Below are 18,231 nucleotides of genomic sequence, written 5' to 3'. Positions count from 1 at the left end.
AACACTTTGAGCAAATTGATCGCGTAATTTTACGTCAACAAAATCTTCTGGTAACAATGGATCATTCATTAATTGTGAAATTGTTTGCCGACCAAGTAATAAAGATTCTTTCGTTGCGATATCTAAATCCAACTCATTCGCTGTTTCTAACCATTGTTCAATCATTTGAGCGTATTTTTGATAATTTTGATTTAATGTCTTGGTGGACCATAGTTCAGTTATTATTTTTATAGTTTGAGCATCGAAAAACTGGATCCCACACACTTTTGCAGTTTGCTCCAGACCCGTAGCATGTAGTTCAGTAACAAGCTGCTCAAAAGATATTGCTAAATTGTCTGGGCGAATATAAATGCCTTGCTCTAACTCTTTGAATCCCAAATGTTTCAAAGCGCGTTCTCTTCTATGCAAAGCCGTTCGATCGACTCTTCCCAAAGCCCCTGTAAATACACCGATAAATTGCTGATTCCATGGTTTGGTTTGTTTAAGACCATTTTTTCGATTTAACATCACATCAGCCCACTCACGTGACTGATTGGTAAACTGATAGACACCGCGCTCAATCGCCTCAATGATTCCTTCACTCGATAATCGAGTTACAGCAACCCTGATGCTATTTTCACTAATCTCAAAAAGTCGAGCTGCAATGATGATCTGCTTGATTGAAATTTCTCGTCCTTGTAACCCCAAAAGGAGATCAACAATCAAATCACGGGCATTCAGTTTTGCTATTGTCATAGTATGTTTTAACCGATACATCACTAGTGAATATAAAAAATACGATCCAAAAATTAGTAAAAAAAGCCTCTTTTCTAATCAAAAAAAAGAGGCTGATTTATATTTATAAGAATACGAAAAGTAAAATTACACCCAAAACAATGCGGTACCAAGCAAATACACGCAAAGTATGACGTTCAACAAATTTAACTAAAGCACTAACCACCAACAATGCAGAAATAAACGCAGCAACAAAACCAACACCAATATTCAGCATATTGTCTTGTGTGAGAACATCAGCATTACGAATTAAATCAAATGTCGCAGCACCTAACATCGTTGGCATCGCCAAGAAGAAAGAAAACTCTGTTGCTGCTTTACGCGATAAGCCTGCAAACATACCACCAACAATGGTTGCACCTGAACGAGATGTTCCTGGAATCATCGCCACACATTGCGCACAACCCACTAATAACGCCTGTTTATAGGTGATTTTTGTCGCTTCAGTTGTTTTATGATCAAAATTCTTTGCTTCAACCCAGAAAATAATAAGACCACCAACGATTAGGGCAATCGCGACCACTAAAGGACTAAAAAGCACACTCTTAATGAAATCAACAGCGAAAACCCCAATAATCACAGCAGGGAAAAATGCAATCAAAACACTAAATGCAAAGTGTCGAGCCTCTGCATCACCACTAAAAAAACCTTTGAGTAAATTAAAGATTTTTTGGCGATATAACCAACATACCGCCAAAATTGCACCTAGCTGAATAACGACTTCAAATACTCGACCATCATCTGAATGGAAATCAATTAAATGACCGAACAGGATTAAATGTCCTGTACTTGAAATCGGTAGAAATTCGGTGAGACCCTCAATAAAACCTAGAAACAAAGCTTTTAAAATTTCAATATGTTCCATAACTTACTCAAAAACACACAATACAAAATAAAAATAAATGGCAAGCTTACTCTGAAATCAGACCAAATTATGTGTTTGTCACGTAACCTTTGATCAAATAAATAGTCAATTTTTGATAGCAGCATCAAATAATCATCAAACTATTTTTCTTCAGCATTTGTTCAACAACATCCTGAGTATCAAAACCCAAGCGCCAATATAAAAGTTCCAAAACATCTAATTCATCTTGAGTGATGATGCGATCACTCCATAAGCATCTTTCTGCAATTGCCAAGATATTGAGTCGATCTCGTAATAGCAAACCTGAAACATCATTTAGAATTTCCGCTAGATCTAAAGGTTCATCAGAAATATCCGCATAAACTTGCATTTCTTCAACTGTCAAAATTTGCTGTAAAATTCGTTCACGAACTTCTAATTGGTTTGGACTATTGATTTGCTGGACGTGCAACAGCGCATCAATTAAATGAACAATTTGTGATTTTACATCTTCAAATGCTGTAGGCAGATGGGCTGGCATCAAATTCAATTCATGCTTCACTTTCTCTAAAAGCAACGCATCTAATAAACCAACCTCTCCATCTTCTTGAATAATACAAGCAAGCTTAGTGAGAAACTGACGTGCAATACTTGTCGGCATGTGCCCAATGTTTTTACAAGCATCATGAAAAATCTGAACATGGATACGACCATCTAAATTGAGTAACGCATCTACGATTGCATGACTCACTGCCGCTTCTTGTGGAATAAATTCACGATATTGACGAATCATTAAAATCGCAACCATGACTTCTCTAGAACCCGTAGCTGTTTGCATCGCACGCTGAATCAGCTCAGGACGTTTTTTATTTTTTCGAAGCTCTGGATTGAGTGGTTTAATTGCATCATTTAAGGCAAAACTAATGGGTGACAATCTAAGTAAAGGTAAAGGCTGAGGTGAACTCCAAGGAACTGTCATATCTGTCAGCTCTTCTTCTAAAGAACGAAACAGACTAAATAAAGGACGATTACGCAATTTTCTCAGGTTTTCTAATTGTAGGTCTTGCAATAATGTTGGATTTAATTCAAAGATTCGATCTTTAATACTTGGATGAATATTCATCCAGCTTTGTGGACTTAATGAGTTTGCAAAACACATATGAGAAATTGATTCTGAATATGCACTATGAATTTGTGAACCTGAGTGATGAACATAAATACGCAACAATGTTTGAACGTTGGCATTATTATTCATTAGTTTCATGGTCTTCAGATCATTTCTAAATGTACGTCCACTTAGAGTTAAATATTTGATTAGACGGGTAATTAAAATACCCCAACTCCCAATCAACCAAATCACACCACCAATTGCGACAAAAATAGTTTCAAATTTATTTCTATATAATGTGGCATACGGGCTGTATCCCGCTTGAGCTAATTTACTGCCCCACTGACTAAATGTTGTTAGACCACTGTATAAGATTTTTAACTTCGTGTTTTCAACAGCTTCGCCTGATAGAATTTGATTAAACTCATAACTCAGCAATCCATATAGCTCAAGCTCATCCAAGTTCTGTAATGCACCCCACGTCAAAATAATTGCGATATCTTGCGACTTAAAACCAGCTGTTAGCGCATTTACGCCAATCTCATCTGGCAGCACATACACTGCAGGTGTATCTATCGAAAAACTTTTTGCAACTTGTTCAACAACTCTCAGAGCAGTATTTTCTTCAGGAGTACTTTCATCAAAAACCAATCGACGTGCTTTTAATTGCTTTGCTAGAGAGTGTCCACCCTCACGCAGGACATACAGTTCAGCACCGACTGACCATACTAATACTAAAAATAATAAACAAATAAAATAAGGACTTAAAAAATGCCACCAAATCGGCTGAGTATAATCAAAGAAATGAACAACTAAACCCAAAATCCAATTGAGAATAAATAATGTAAGTAACATTGCAAGAATACAAAAGCTTACTGACCAAGCAATATTCTTATTTTCAATTAAATAATGGCTCATTTCTTTCAATGTAAATTTTCCTTATTACATTGTTTGGGTAAGAGGCTTTATGCCTTGAGTATCATAAAATAAAAAAGCGGGAAATTCCCGCTTTTCTCGATATTAAAGTAATTTTACTCTTCTCGAATACCAGTTAAATCCACTGAAGCAGCATCAATGTTCACATCTATATAGCCATCAGCTTTTTTCTTCGCACTATCATTACGTTTTTGTTCAAGATTAATCAAATAATCACTATCAATCCCGCCAGCAACGTATACACCATCAAATACAGAACAATCGAACTCTCTGAGATGCGGAACTTTACTTGTGCGAACTGCATTTTTCAAATCTTCCAAATCTTGGAAAATTAGACGATCAGCGCCAATAATCTCACGAATCTCTTCTACAGTACGATCTGAAGCAATCAATTCAGATTTTGCTGGCATATCAATACCATAGACATTTGGATATTTGACCATAGGTGCAGCCGATGCAAAAAACACTTTTTTCGCACCAGAATCACGAGCCATTTGGATAATTTCATTACAGGTTGTACCACGAACAATCGAGTCATCAACAAGTAATACATTCTTATCTTTAAATTCTAGTTCAACAGGGTTCAACTTTTGACGAACTGATTTCTTACGCTGCTGTTGTCCTGGCATAATGAAGGTACGCCCGATATAACGGTTTTTCATAAAACCTTCACGGAACTTCACACCTAAAATATTAGCAAGTTCTAAAGCAGATGTACGGCTTGTATCAGGAATCGGAATAACTACATCAATATCGTGTTGCTCGCCCCATTCTTTCAAGATTTTATAGGCTAGCTTCTCGCCCATTTTTAAACGAGATTTATAGACTGAAATCCCATCAATCGTTGCATCTGGTCGTGCAAAATAAACATATTCAAAAATACATGGACGGTATTCTGGATTTGCTGCACATTGTTTAGTAAACAACTGACCATCAGAGTTGATGAAGACCGCTTCACCAGGTGCAATATCACGCTCTACTTTAAAGCCAAGCGCGGTGATTGCAACTGACTCAGAGGCAATAATATATTCAACGCCTTGATCAGTTTCACGAGAACCATAAACTAAAGGACGAATACCATTTGGATCACGGAAACCAACTAATCCATGTCCAGTAATCATCGCTACAACGCCATAAGCACCTTTACAACGCTCATGTACGCGAGTAACTGTATGAAAAATATCATCAGGTGTTGGATTTAAAGTACCAATTTTCTGTAATTCATGAGCAAATACGTTAAGTAAAACCTCTGAGTCAGAATCAGTATTCATATGACGCAGATCTGTTTTGAACAAGTCATCATGAATTTCTGCCGCATTGGTTAAGTTACCATTGTGAGCAAGGGTAATACCATATGGTGAATTTACATAAAATGGTTGAGCTTCTGCACTACTTGAAGAGCCTGCTGTAGGGTAACGCACATGCCCAATACCATAGTTGCCAAGTAAAGCTCGCATATGACGAGTATGGAATACATCACGTACCATACCATTATCTTTGCGGAGGAATAAACGCCCTTGATGACAAGTTACTATACCTGCTGCATCTTGTCCGCGATGTTGTAACATCGTCAAGGCATCAAATAACATTTGGTTCACTGGTGATTTACCGGCTATCCCAACAACTCCACACATAATAACCTCGCGACAAGCTTGGAATGGGGTTCAACCCCACTTAATAAAAAGGGTTTTTTGTCGAATGATCAGCAGCTTGCTCTGTGGAAGCACGCTCCGATTCGTCCATTTCTGAAGAAGGGCGATGTAACAAAGCACCTTCAGATGTCATTTCGTGTATCGCTTGATTTGCAGCATCTTTAGACAACTCTGTCGCTAAAGGAGCATATGGCAATAAGATTTGTACAAATTTTGATTGCTTCCAATGCGGAGAGCTGTCAACCCATGGTCCCACACCTTGCATGGCAATCAAAACAATAAGTAGACCTTTTAAAGAACCAAAAGCACCACCTGCTAAACGATTTAATGGGCCCAATTTCAAACTTTTCAAGAGACCATTTAAAAGCGCGGTAATAACCCATGTACAGACAACAATGATGAGCACAATAAATGCAAATGCTGCAATTTTTTGCACTACAGGGTCTTGGCTTAAACTGCTCATGGCAGGTGCCAGTATGACTGCGTATTTTGCCCCAATGATCAATGCAAATATCCATCCGATCAAGTTCGCAAAGGCTTTGATAAATCCTTGACGCAAACCGTTTAGCCCTCCAATGAGCAAAATGATCAGAATAATGATATCAAGCGTGTTCATTTCACACTGTCATCGCATCAACACAATCTTTAACAAGTGTTGGACCTGTATAAATCAATCCACTGTAGACTTGTATTAAGCTTGCGCCAGCTTGCTGTTTAATAACGGCTTGATCACCAGAAACGATTCCACCAACACCTATTAAAGGCATACGCCCATCTAGGATCTTAGAAAATTGGCGTAAACATTCAGTACTTTTTTCAAACACTGGTGCACCTGATAATCCACCAGCTTCATTTCCATTCAGGAGATTTTCAACACCTTCTCTTCCAAGCGTAGTGTTGGTTACAATTAACCCATCAATTTTAAATTTCAGTAATTGTGTAGAAATAAAATTAATATCTTCAATCGTTAAATCTGGTGCAACTTTAAGAACCAAAGGAACATAATGATTATATTGTTCAGCAAGTTCTAGTTGTCTATCTTTCAATGTTTGTAACAACTCTGTTAACGCATCGCCACTTTGCAAACTGCGTAAGTTTTTTGTATTTGGAGATGAAATATTCACAGTGATGTATGATGCGTAGTTATAAACTTTTTCTAAACAAATTAGATAATCTGATACTGCATCTTCGACAGGGGTATCCGCATTTTTACCGATATTAATGCCTAGAATACCTTTGAATTTTGAAGCTTTGACATTCTCAACAAGCTTGTCCACCCCATCATTATTAAATCCCATACGGTTAATAATTGCTTTGGCTTCTGGAATACGGAATAAACGTGGTTGAGGATTTCCTGCTTGAGGTCGTGGTGTGATTGTACCAATTTCAATAAAACCAAAACCTAGTGCTGCCAATGCATCAATGTGTGCACCGTTCTTATCTAAACCAGCAGCTAAACCTACTGGATTTGGAAATTCAATTCCCATACAAGTTACAGGTTTATTTGCAACTTTTTGATGCATAAAACCTAGCTTATAAGCTTTGTCGAGCATAGAAAGTGTGAGTTCATGTGCACGCTCTGGTGCTAAAGTAAACAACAGAGGGCGGGCCAATGAATATAACATACCAATCACAGTCTACTGATTTTTCAAGTATGCGTATTATAGGCTTAGGCTAAACAAAACACCATGCTTGACAGGCGCTTATTTTGTAGAGTCGTTGCTTTAATGCGCCTTGAATCAATACTTAAAACAGTAATTGGAAAAATCTAGATTTAAAAATATGGCTGTACTTAATGTAAAAGCCTTTAAAAAAGCTAAATGCTGGCATATCTCAATTTTTAGTAAAAATAAATATCTAGAAATTAGAAATGATTTATTGCACCGTTGCCGTTAATTTGATCTGATTATTGGTAGAAATCATATCCATTTTTTGAATACTTAAACCCATTTGAGAGAGTTGCATCAAGAAATTCGCAAGTACCGCATAATTTTGATGTTCTGCAATCAATTGTATTTGATCGCCATTTTGTTGTGATGATACTGCTAAACCCTGTTGCTGAGCAGTACGCTGTATCTTATCTGCAGGAGAAAGATCCAGATCATTTGCTGGTTTCATTGTTGCTGCGTTACTTTGCATCCAAACCGTTAAATCTTTCAGCTCATTTAAACGATTTTGCTGCTGATCGGCAAGAGAATGCATTTTCCACAATGCAAAACCTATAATGACGACAGTTAAAAACACTGCTGTAAAAACAACCATGACTCGTTCACGAACCGATAGTCCTTGAAGATAGTGATTTAATCTTTCAATATTTTGATCAATACGGTTTTGTATATTATTCAATGCTTTCATTATTTAATCTTAACCAAGCCAATTGCGCCGACTGTATCAGCTTGAACATTACCAAGTTCAGCCTGAAATCCTTGTTGATTTAATTGTTGCGCTAAGCCCTGAAGATCATCCGCTGATTTTGCCTTGAGCGACATCGCTAACACAGATGCATCATAACTCACTTGCTGAGCCACAATTTGCTTTTGCATAAGAATAGGACCAACTCGGCTCAATAAAGATAAAGCCTGTGTATCTCCAAGCTGACTCATTCTTAACTGGCTTTCAAACTGACTTTTAATATTTTGCTCATTTACTCGACTATTTTCACCAAACCAATATTTATATTGATCAATCGCCTGAACCGCAGTTTGATCAGCAACGCGTTTTAATTTAGACCAACGTAAACCATCATAAACTAACTGAACACAAATGACTGCAACCAATACATATGCAGCAGCTTTCCAGTAACCTGACCATTCAACTTCTTTATTTTTTGCTTTTGGCAAGACATTCAATGGATGTTGCTTAGGACGATTTAGGCTATGAAATTGATAACTAAATTCTGTTACTTGATCTTGTGTTGATGCTGCAGCTAAACAGTCCAATTGTGTAGGACTTAAATTTGCAAATTTGTATTCAGTAGCAGGATTTTGAAATTCTAAGAATAGTGCCAAATCATCTATTGAATTACCTGACCATTCATTTTCTCTTGCAAGTAGATTACCGTACAAATTTGCAATGATGATTTGATTCGGCTCAGGTTCTGGCAATATTAAAAAATCAGGTAAAAAAGCGATAATTTGTATTGGTAATAGGCTTAAAGCATGTTGCCAAGTTTCAATAGTAGATTGAGCAACACCGAGCACACTGAGTTGATCATTTTGAAAATGATGTACTATTTTCATTTGATCAATCGGAAGCGTAACAAACTCTTCAAGCAAATACTTAACGCCTTCTTGACCTAATTGCTTGAAATGCAACTTCGTCATAGTTTGCTGCATTAATTGAGCATTTCGACTTGGAAAATAAACGACGGCTTCTTTTCCGTTGTGCTCATGTAAGTCTTGAATTAATTGTTCTAGGCTGTTGGCCTGTAACCAATTTTCTCCAGTCGACCAATACCATGTTCCATTGGTTTCAGGCATCCATAAATACAGCATCGGTGTTTAGTACCCTTTTTCATCCAAATATAGGATATAAGATTTTATATTGTTGGCGTAAAACTTTTTTTCTGTGTTGATAAGCCATTTGCAATCACTGTCTGATCATAAATTCGAGCTTCAGCTAATGCAAATGGATTAAAATTCTCATGCGTTAATTGCTCCGCAATATGCCCTACTACATTCATATGGCATACAACTGCAATTGATTCATATGATAATTTTGATAGCCATTCTATCGCATCTTTAGCATCATCATCTGGTTTAATTTTATCGCAAATTAAAACAGGAACACCCTCAAAATGCGCTTTGATATGTGCCAAAGTTTCTTGTGCACGTAGCAATGGACTAACTACAAAAATTTCTGGCTGAATAATATCTTTTAAGAAGTTTCCTGTTTCTTCAGCTTGCTGATGTCCACGCTCTGTCAGAGGACGTTGCATATCATCACCATTAATCGCAGGAGACGCTTCACCATGTCGTACTAATGTTAATTGCATATAAATACCTTATTATTAATGCTTGAGTTTAACCAAATATGATGACATTTTTTTGATTAGACTTCATGGTGAGGCAAAACAAATTCAACATCACTGCGATGACCATTTTTCATTAGAGAAAGCGCAATTGTCATCGGCGGTGCATTCTCAAAAATAACTTCATACAATGCATTGGTAATTGGCATGTATACATCTAATTCTTGAGCTTTGGCACGCACTTGTACAATCGTGTTAATCCCTTCAGCAGTCTGACCTAATGCTTTAGTTGCTTCATCAAGTGTTTTTCCAGAACCAAGTGCATAACCAATTTGATAATTACGGCTCAATGGACTATTGCAAGTTGCAAACAAATCTCCAACACCTGACAGTCCTAAGAACGTCAATGGATTAGCACCTTGCTTGACAGCAAAACGACTCATTTCTGCTAAAGCACGAGTTAAAATCATACTCTTAGTATTTTCACCAATATTATAAGCAGCCCCCATCCCCATTGCGACTGCGTAAATATTTTTCAATGCACCGCCCAGCTCAACACCATGTACATCATCGCTACCAAATACACGAAATAGCGCACTGTGTAATGCATGCTGAACCGCATATCGCACTAGTTCTGATTCGCTCGCAATCACCGTACCAGATGGCATACCCGCCATAATCTCTTTTGCCAAATTTGGCCCTGATAAAACCCCATAAGGTACTTCAGGCAACTCTGCGCGAATAATGTCACTCATGAAACTAAAAGTTTTTGCTTCAATTCCTTTCGTAAGCGAAACAACCGCTTGAGCTGTGATAAATGGTGCGATTTGCTTGAGCACATCTCGGAATGAATGACTTGGAATCGCGACCAAAATAATATCGCGATCTCGCACAGCCACTTCCAAATCAGAAACCGCACGCAAACCCGTTTCTAAGGTGTAATCAGGTAAATAACGTTTATTAATATGTGTTTGGTTGATCTCTTCAGCTGCAGCTGCATCACGAATCCAAATCATCGTGTCACAACCATTACGTACAGCCAAATTCGCCATTGCTGTACCAAAGCTGCCACCACCTAACACGGTAATTCTTAATGCTGTTTTTTGATCTACTGCAACTGGTTCAACTAAATCACTAAATTTTAACTCTGCCATTTTTTATCCTGAAATTCATTTATTCGTTTAGTTCATCATTCAATCTAAAAGTTAGCTTGCTTGCCAATTTTTTAAGAAATCTTGAGTAGCAATCTCTGCGCGTGGAGCAATCGCTTTAGCAGCAGTTCCAATATAAATAATACCCGAAATAAGGTCTTGGTCGTTTAAACCTAATTGATGCTTGAGCCATGTAGACTCCACGACAGCACCAGATCGCCACATCGTAGCAAAACCTTGCGCTTGCAAAGAGAGTAAGAAGTTTTGAACAGCAGCACCAGTACTAAGAATCTGTTCAAAATGCGGAACTTTTGGATGATCTTGGATAGTTGTTAATGCTAATACTAATAACGGTGCACGAAAAGGATGCTGCTTTACACGCTCTAACTGAGCTGAATCAGTTTCACCTAAATCAGCTAAAGCTTTAGCTAAATGCTCGCCAAAAGCGGCACGTAATTCAGGTGTCACTACAACAAATCTAGTAGGCTTCAAACGATGATGGTCAGGAGCAGTAAGTGCAGCTTGCACTGCTTTTTCAAGTTGTTGTGTATTTGGTGCTGGCTCAATTAATTGCCCAATAGATTGACGTTGATGAATATTTTGATGAATTGTCTCTATATTTGAGTCCGTCATTTAAATGAATCTAACTAACACATGGATTTTGCTAGATTAGCATAATCTCACTATTTTCCACCACGTCTAATCCCTGCTTAATCATCAATTTGAGAAATTTAACAGAGCCTCACTACAAACTGTACATAACCTGCAAAAGCGTTCAAAAATTATATGTTCAAATAATACAACTATCTAACGACCTGAGAATAAGCAATGAATAAAGCATTAGTAATGAGTTTAATTGGCGGCTTGGCAATCGGTTTAACAGCTTGTGCATCTACCCCAACCAACACTTTGGCAATACAAAAAGAAAATAATCAATATGAAGTCACTGGGATTGGTAAAACCAACCTAATCTCTAAAAATAATGCGATTAGCGCAGCTCAAAAGACCTGTACGCGAAATACTAGCCCTGTTGTTGTGGACGAAAAAACTGCATATCAAGGTGTATTAAAAGATGTTGTGGATGAGGAAACTGGAAGATTAGTTGAAGCCGCTGCCGGCGTAATTGGTACGTTAACAGGCAAGAATGCCTCTTTAGCCAAAGATGATGATTATCAAACAACATTGACCTTCTACTGCAAAGCAAATACTTAAATAAATAAAGCCGATGTCATCACATCGGCTTTATTTATTAGCGAGGAGCTTATTGAACTTCGCTCGCTGCAACTTCTGATGCTGCACTTTCTACAACATCAGTATTTTTCTCATCTAAATTCGGTTTGTCGATTGCATCAATCGCAGCTTGTTGTTCTGGAGTAGTCTGTGTAGATACAGTTGAAGCTGCTTGTTCTTGCTGTTCAGCGTTGTTCGCTTCTTCTTTTTTTGAACATGCAGTTAACATGATTGGAGCAATAATTAAAGCGGCAAGAGTTAATTTAAATTTCATCACGGCTTTCCACAGTTACTTGGTTAAGTTGATGACAAGCATATTTCAAATATGTGACAGTTTTATGACTGATTTGTAATATAAAAGTAAAAGAGCCGATTTACATCGGCTCTTCTTTTCTATCTTTGTATATAAATCAAAAGATTAGTAACAACTATGCACGCTCAAGTAAAACGGCAACAGCTGGTAAAGTTTTACCTTCCACAAACTCTAAGAAAGCTCCACCACCTGTCGAGATATAACCGATTTGATCTGCAACTTCGTATTTATCAATCGCAGCAAGTGTGTCACCACCGCCCGCAATTGAAAAACCTGCAGATTCAGCTATTGCTAATGAAAGCGCTTTAGTACCTTCACCAAACTGATCTACCTCAAACACACCTACTGGACCATTCCAAAGGATTGTTTTAGATGTTTTTAAGATCTCAGCAAATGCTTTCGCTGTTTCAGGACCAACATCTAAAATCATGTCAGTATCAGCAACATCTTCTACTTTTTTAACAATTGCTTGTGCATTTGCTAAAGAACCTAGGAAGTCACCAAAATCAATTTGACTTGCATCAGCAACAACAACATCCGTTGGTAATGGAACGCTTACTTTAGCAGCGATTTGTTTTGCAGTTTCTACCAAATCAGCTTCGTAAAGTGATTTACCTACATTGAAGCCCGCTGCTGCAAGGAAAGTATTCGCAATACCACCACCTACGATTAATTGATCGCAGATTGTAGAAAGTGAGTTCAATACATCTAATTTAGTTGAAACTTTAGAACCAGCAACAATTGCAACCATTGGTTTTTCTGGTGTTTGCATTGCACGACCTAAAGCGTCTAATTCAGCCGCTAATAAAGGTCCTGCTGCTGCGATTGGAGCAAAACGTGCTGCACCCTCAGTTGATGCTTCAGCACGGTGTGCCGTACCAAATGCATCCATAACAAATACATCACAAAGCGCTGCATATTTTTTTGCAAGCTCTTCGTTATTTTTCTTTTCACCATGGTTGAAACGCACGTTTTCAAGCAAAACAACTTGACCCGCAGCAACTTCCACACCATCTAAGTAATCAGTAAATAATTTTACTTCTTGACCTAAAGCTTTCGTTAAATACGCTGCTACAGGTGCAAGAGATTGTTCTGGTTTTGGCTCACCCTCTACAGGACGACCAAGATGAGAAAACACCATAACTGCTGCGCCTTTTTCTACAGCCGCTTTGATGGTTGGCAATGCAGCACGTAAACGTGCATCGCTGGTAATTTCCCCATTTTTTACAGGTACGTTTAAGTCTTCACGAATAAGAACACGTTTACCTGCTAAATCAAGGTCAGTCATGCGCTGAAAATTCATGGATGGCTCTCTAGTTGATTTTAAAAACGGCACAATTTTAAATGATTCTCAAAAATAAAGGTGAGTTTTTTGCAGAAAAGCTGGCGAAAGCGTCACTTTTGATTATGATAAACATCGTCATTAAATCTATATACATATTATGTCTATACATCCAGATCCTAAAATTAATCGTTTAAATGTACTTGGTGAGCCTTTAGCGAGTTGCTGTTACGATCCGATAACTGGATATTTTCGCAATGGTTTCTGCCACACGGCGATCACCGATCTAGGTCAACATACCATGTGTGCTCAAATGACCTCAGATTTTTTGAACTTCTCTCAAAAAGTTGGTAATGATTTAATTACACCATTACCTGAAGTAGGCTTTCCTGGGCTAAAACCTGGTGATTTTTGGTGTATATGTGTGACTCGTTGGGTTGAAGCTTATCAAGCTGGGCATGCTCCACCTATTAAGTTAAATGCCTGCCACAATGCCGTTCTACATTACGTACCACTGAATGTTTTAGTGGAATACGCAGTTTGATGAGCAATATTGAATTAATATTGGCATCAAGCAGCCAAACACGTAAAGATTTAATGGATCGTTTACGCTTGGATTATCGTTGCATTTCACCAGATATTGATGAATCGGCTAAAGATGAACTTAATGCTGATGATTTAGCAAAACGTTTAGCTTATGAAAAAGCAAAAGTTATTTCACAGCAACATCCCAATGCGATTGTGATTGGTTCTGATCAAGTCGCATGGCGTGAACATACCCCTTCTGATTTTATTGGCAAGCCGCTATCAATTGAAAATGCAATTCAACAGCTCCAATTAAACTCAGGAAAAACTGTTTTTTTCAGTACGGCGCTTAGTGTTCAACACCTAGATTCAGGTTTTGAGACGACACTAGTTGAACATTATCAAGTTAAATTTCGAGAGCTCACATTAAACGAAATAAAACGGTATATTGAAATTGATCAGCCTTTAAATTGCGCTGGTAGTTTTAAATGTGAAAGCTTGGGTATCAGCCTATTTGAAAAAATGATTGGTGATGATCAAACCACTTTAATGGGACTACCAATGATTCAACTTTGTAAGATATTACGAGAGTTTAGAATCAATGTTCCTTAAGAGTTCCCTTATCCAAGCTTGCTTTGGATAAGGGTGATTGCTACTCATCAATTGCGATTACTTTCTTTGGCAATGTAAACAAAATAAAAATCGATAAAATCAAAAACAATAAAGCAGCGACATACAATACTGAACGATGCGATTGACTGAATGCCTGCTTCGCAGCTGTAATTACATGATGAGCAAGCGTGGGATCTAATTGCTTTGCAGCTTGAACTGCCTCACCAATCGAACTGCTCACCTGTTCAATCATGCTATGCGGTACATTAGTTGGTAGCATAATCGAGTTTGCGTAGAACCATGACAACATCAAACCGAAAAAGGCAATGCCTAGACCTGCACCTGAATAGCCACCAAAATTCTAGACACACATAACCATCTTTTGATTGGCCTTTTCATAATCTAATGGAGAACGCTGACCATTGGAACCATGTCTGCGTTTTGAATTATAGAACATCTCAATATATTCAAAGATATCGGATCTTGCTTCAGTTCTAGTTGCATAGATTCTCTTTTTAATTCGTTCCCGCTTTAATAGCTGGAAGAAGCTTTCTGCAACAGCATTGTCATGACAATTGCCTCTACGACTCATACTACTTTCAAGATTATGATGCCTGAGAAATGTCTGCCATTCATGACTGGTATATTGGCTACCTGAGAAGCGTAGCTTCGCAAGAGAATGGATTAGGACTTTGTTCTTTGGATTTCTCCGCCACAAAGCCATCAATAACGCATCTAAAACCAGATCTGTCGTGATTCTTGATTTCATAGACCAGCCAACAACAAGACGTGAAAAAAGGTCAATCACCACCGCAAGATATAACCACCCTTCATGTGTACGGATATAGGTAATGTCCGTCACCCATAATTGGTTCGGCTCAGTTGGATTAAACTGTCGATTTAAGCTGTTTGCGGCAATGACAGCCGGAGTACCAGCGTAAGCTCTAGGCTTACGATAACCACGCTGTGATTTAAGACCATCTGCTTTCATCAGCCGATGTACTCGATTGATCCCGCAACTTTCACCAACATCTTTCAAATCACAGTGAATTTTGCGATAGCCATAGACTCCGCCAGATTCCAGCCAGAACTGTTTAATCAGTCCTGAAAGCTGTTGCCGTTTCCTTGCAGTTTTACTGGTGGGTTGCTTTAACCATGCGTAATAACCACTGTGATGAACATCTAACGTTGAACATAAACGACGAACAGGCCATATGTGCTGATTGTCCTGAATAAAGGCGTACCTCATTTGGACTGGCTTGCGAAGTACACCGCGGCCTTTTTTAATATGTCCCTTTCTTCAGTAACCCGTTGCAGTTCTTTTTTTAACTTTGCTAATTCTGCGCTTGGATCATTAGATTCTATTATCTTGGGCTGCTGTGGATCATAACGTTTAATCCAGGCATACAAACTATGTGTAGTCGTACCTAAATGCGCTGCGACATCAGCAACACTATAACCTTTCTCAGTGATTTGTTTTACTGCTTCAATTTTGAATTCTTCAGGGTATCGTTTACTGCTCATAAGCACCTCGTTAATTAGCCATTTTATCTAACTAAAAGGTGTCTACAAAATTAGTGGCTATTCAATTTTTACCTTTAAAGTTGGCTCACTCATACTAGGTAAAATTGAAGGAATAGTTGTATTTGCATCGATTGTTTTGATCGGAGATGACATTAATACCCAGTGCGCACGATCACTTACGTACATAAATTCTACTGATCCTCTTTTTTCAAAGTTAAGGTAGCTGCAGTATTTACATGAGTATTTGCGATTTTTGCTGACCAAGTCGCTGAGGACTTAATGACTACACGATCTCGATCATTTGCAGTTGATGGTAGCGTGAAGTTTGGAACCCAATTTGCATCACCAAAACTTACTTCAGTTAATGGTGCGGTTACACTACTAAGCGAACTACCAATATTCTTCACATTTAATTTCAATGATTTAATATATTCAGGCACCCACTTTTGTAATGCTGAATTGTACTTAAACCAATATTCAGTGCCTTTATTTAAGTTAAAACTGCTCGGGAAAAGTAAATTATCTTTTGCTAACTGTGATGGATAGCCAGCAGTTGAAGTAATTTGAACCAAAGTGCCATTATTTACGTTCGAAGGTAATGCAACTGTGCCTGCCCACTTACCATCAGCAATAAGCACATGCTGAATTTTTGCTGTTGAGAGTGCAACTTGCTCATATTGTGAACCACTCACTGGGCTAACTGTGTTGAGCTGGACTAACCACTTCTTTAAGTTTGCATCGTATACAAATTGAAAACTATCACCACTTTGGATTTCTAATACTTCAATCGGCAAATTGGTATTCGATGTATCTAAATAACTTTTATAAGCTGCACTTGATTGAATCGTCACTTTATCAAGATGGTTAGCAGTCGTCGGCAAATAAACATTTTTTACCCAATTTCCATTCGGCAATACAAAAGTTAAGTCACTGTATCCGCTTGGGATATTACCTGTATTGTTAATCTGATTTGGAGATAAAATTGTTGATGCATACACAGCAGAAGCAGCTATCACCCCAGCAAAACAGATCGCTTTTAATCCAAATTTCATATAATAATCCTTTTTGTGTTTTTTCTGCACGATTAACAATATCAAAAACCAACCACATCAATAAAGTTTATTTTTCACTATATAAATATATATATCATAAACTTATTTTGAATATATTTTTATATTTTTTGCATATACGTTCAAATTTACTTCAAAAACCTACAATTATTGCAAGCTTAACTTGATTAATTAGGACTAAATCTAAAATCATAAAAACAATGTCTAATAGCGCACACGATGCAGTTATTTATTAAGTTTTATTTAACAATTATTAATTATAAGCAGCCATACTTTATGATTGAAAATGAGTTGTTTTCTAAGAGAAACTAGAAGCAGCTTAATGTTCTAATAATAAAAAAAGGGTGGTTAAAACCACCCTTTTCTTCCTTTAATCACTGCATCTGCACAGCGTAAAGCTTCTTGACTTAGCCCCCACAAACGATAATCTCCTGTTGCGGAGGTAATATTAAAATTATGTGTATAAGCAAAACTAAGCTCTCGATCTGAATCACACCAAGCACCAGAACCATTAAAGCCGACATGTCCAAAGCCATGTGGTGCACGTTTACCCATCGTCAAAATACGATGATAACCTAAACGCCAGTGCATCGGAATTGGCATAACACGATCTCGTGAAGTGGTTTGAACTGTACTTAACTGCTCAAATACATCTGGGCGAATCAGTTGCTGATTATTCCATTGTCCTTTATTTGCAAGCATTGCATACAGTCTAGCAAGGCTATTCGCTGTGAATACGCCATTTGCTGCTGGAATAACAGCTTGCAATCCTTCATCACTATAAAAACTAAAATTCCGCATACCTTTTGGAATCATGGCATCCTGAAAATCTTGCGGACTTTGACCAGATAATTCTAATAATTTTTCAGACAATGAGGCTTTACGTGGTTGCTTGTCTTTTTTGGAATGAGGTTTAGCTGATGTTACAGGTTTCGGTCTTTCCAATAAGCGAGCCACTCGACTTAATTCACTAGTCGGAGTTCCAAAATAAGCACCATCTAATTCAAGAGGTTGGACTAGATAACGTTGCATCAACCAACTTAAAGGTTGCTTGGCTGCTTTCTCTATTACACCACCAAGAATCCATCCATAGGTTAATGGTTGATAAGCATAACTTTGTCCTGCTGCAAATCTCGGTGTCGCAGCAGCTACAACATCTAACATATGTTGCCAATCGAGCATTTCTGTTGCGGTCTCGATGAGATTACGAATATCAAATAAACCAGTTTGATGTGAAAGG

18 protein-coding genes and 2 pseudogenes are annotated in these 18,231 nt (G+C 37.8%); 3 read left to right on the top strand and 17 right to left on the bottom strand.

Annotated features, from left to right (window positions below):
- From A2003_RS12545 to A2003_RS12495, 11 genes are all read right to left on the bottom strand, one after another.
- Window positions 1-735 (bottom strand): PaaX family transcriptional regulator C-terminal domain-containing protein (locus A2003_RS12545; RefSeq protein ID WP_286687446.1); only part of this gene is annotated, 735 nt, incomplete at its 3' end.
- 103 nt (window positions 736-838) lie between these two features.
- Window positions 839-1,639 carry an undecaprenyl-diphosphate phosphatase gene (locus A2003_RS12540; protein ID WP_004911912.1) on the bottom strand — a complete coding sequence of 267 codons (801 nt, stop codon included), beginning with the start codon at window positions 1,637-1,639 and terminating at the stop codon, window positions 839-841.
- Between the two features lie 124 nt (window positions 1,640-1,763).
- Window positions 1,764-3,653, bottom strand: a complete 1,890-nt coding sequence (locus A2003_RS12535) for a M48 family metalloprotease (RefSeq protein WP_005402427.1) — start codon at window positions 3,651-3,653, stop codon at window positions 1,764-1,766.
- Window positions 3,654-3,757: 104 nt separating this feature from the next.
- Window positions 3,758-5,296 carry an amidophosphoribosyltransferase gene (gene purF, locus A2003_RS12530; protein ID WP_004962671.1) on the bottom strand — a complete coding sequence of 513 codons (1,539 nt, stop codon included), beginning with the start codon at window positions 5,294-5,296 and terminating at the stop codon, window positions 3,758-3,760.
- A gap of 40 nt (window positions 5,297-5,336) precedes the next feature.
- Window positions 5,337-5,930 (bottom strand): CvpA family protein, encoded by a 594-nt coding sequence (locus tag A2003_RS12525; protein WP_004911917.1) that lies wholly within the window; start codon window positions 5,928-5,930, stop codon window positions 5,337-5,339.
- Window position 5,931: 1 nt separating this feature from the next.
- Window positions 5,932-6,939: a quinone-dependent dihydroorotate dehydrogenase gene (locus A2003_RS12520; RefSeq protein ID WP_004911919.1), complete on the bottom strand. Its 1,008-nt coding sequence runs from the start codon at window positions 6,937-6,939 to the stop codon at window positions 5,932-5,934.
- Between the two features lie 250 nt (window positions 6,940-7,189).
- Window positions 7,190-7,669, bottom strand: coding sequence for a type II secretion system protein M (locus tag A2003_RS12515; RefSeq protein ID WP_004911921.1), 480 nt, complete (start codon window positions 7,667-7,669; stop codon window positions 7,190-7,192).
- Window positions 7,669-8,808 (bottom strand): type II secretion system protein GspL, encoded by a 1,140-nt coding sequence (gene gspL, locus A2003_RS12510; protein WP_004962679.1) that lies wholly within the window; start codon window positions 8,806-8,808, stop codon window positions 7,669-7,671. The genes A2003_RS12515 and gspL overlap by 1 nt, the downstream gene beginning before the upstream one ends.
- A gap of 44 nt (window positions 8,809-8,852) precedes the next feature.
- Window positions 8,853-9,308 carry a phosphohistidine phosphatase SixA gene (gene sixA, locus A2003_RS12505; protein ID WP_004911924.1) on the bottom strand — a complete coding sequence of 152 codons (456 nt, stop codon included), beginning with the start codon at window positions 9,306-9,308 and terminating at the stop codon, window positions 8,853-8,855.
- 56 nt (window positions 9,309-9,364) lie between these two features.
- The gene (locus A2003_RS12500; protein WP_004954899.1) at window positions 9,365-10,438 is read right to left on the bottom strand and encodes an NAD(P)H-dependent glycerol-3-phosphate dehydrogenase; all 1,074 of its coding nucleotides are present in this window, start codon (window positions 10,436-10,438) and stop codon (window positions 9,365-9,367) included.
- A 51-nt stretch (window positions 10,439-10,489) separates the two neighbouring features.
- A complete protein-coding gene (locus tag A2003_RS12495) occupies window positions 10,490-11,068 on the bottom strand; it encodes a nitroreductase family protein (protein ID WP_004962686.1) in 579 nt (192 codons plus the stop codon).
- 195 nt (window positions 11,069-11,263) lie between these two features.
- Here A2003_RS12495 and A2003_RS12490 point away from each other — a divergent pair, with 195 nt between their 5' ends.
- Window positions 11,264-11,647, top strand: coding sequence for a hypothetical protein (locus tag A2003_RS12490; RefSeq protein WP_004911933.1), 384 nt, complete (start codon window positions 11,264-11,266; stop codon window positions 11,645-11,647).
- 49 nt (window positions 11,648-11,696) lie between these two features.
- Here the strand turns inward: A2003_RS12490 and A2003_RS12485 are convergent, their stop codons facing one another.
- Entirely contained in the window at window positions 11,697-11,939 is a 243-nt protein-coding gene (locus A2003_RS12485) for a hypothetical protein (RefSeq protein ID WP_112987061.1), read from the bottom strand.
- A 154-nt stretch (window positions 11,940-12,093) separates the two neighbouring features.
- Window positions 12,094-13,281, bottom strand: a complete 1,188-nt coding sequence (locus A2003_RS12480; RefSeq protein ID WP_004911938.1) for a phosphoglycerate kinase — start codon at window positions 13,279-13,281, stop codon at window positions 12,094-12,096.
- A gap of 139 nt (window positions 13,282-13,420) precedes the next feature.
- Here A2003_RS12480 and A2003_RS12475 point away from each other — a divergent pair, with 139 nt between their 5' ends.
- Together A2003_RS12475 and A2003_RS12470 are read left to right on the top strand one after the other, a co-directional pair.
- On the top strand, window positions 13,421-13,804 hold the full coding sequence (locus A2003_RS12475) for a DUF2237 family protein (protein ID WP_004911941.1): 384 nt from the start codon (window positions 13,421-13,423) through the stop codon (window positions 13,802-13,804).
- A complete protein-coding gene (locus A2003_RS12470) occupies window positions 13,804-14,397 on the top strand; it encodes a Maf family protein (RefSeq protein ID WP_286687445.1) in 594 nt (197 codons plus the stop codon). Before A2003_RS12475 ends, A2003_RS12470 begins: the two co-directional genes overlap by 1 nt.
- Window positions 14,398-14,437: 40 nt before the next feature.
- Here A2003_RS12470 and A2003_RS12465 read toward each other — a convergent pair.
- The 4 genes and pseudogenes from A2003_RS12465 to A2003_RS12450 form a co-directional block, all read right to left on the bottom strand.
- A pseudogene (locus A2003_RS12465) lies at window positions 14,438-14,740 on the bottom strand (MFS transporter); the annotation flags it as partial.
- Window positions 14,741-14,758: 18 nt separating this feature from the next.
- A protein-coding gene (locus A2003_RS12460; RefSeq protein WP_286687444.1) for an IS3 family transposase occupies window positions 14,759-15,921 on the bottom strand; the annotation gives its coding sequence in 2 pieces (ribosomal slippage) (window positions 14,759-15,675 and window positions 15,675-15,921; 1,164 coding nt in all).
- 63 nt (window positions 15,922-15,984) lie between these two features.
- A pseudogene (locus A2003_RS12455) lies at window positions 15,985-16,973 on the bottom strand (metalloendopeptidase CpaA); the annotation flags it as partial.
- Window positions 16,974-17,339: 366 nt separating this feature from the next.
- The coding region (locus A2003_RS12450; RefSeq protein ID WP_286687443.1) for a serine hydrolase domain-containing protein at window positions 17,340-18,231 on the bottom strand (892 nt) is incomplete at its 5' end.

The organism is Acinetobacter sp. GWC1_38_13, from assembly GCF_001767535.1.
Classification (GTDB): Bacteria; Pseudomonadota; Gammaproteobacteria; order Pseudomonadales; family Moraxellaceae; genus Acinetobacter; species Acinetobacter junii.
This window is presented reverse-complemented; position numbering and strand designations above follow the sequence as displayed.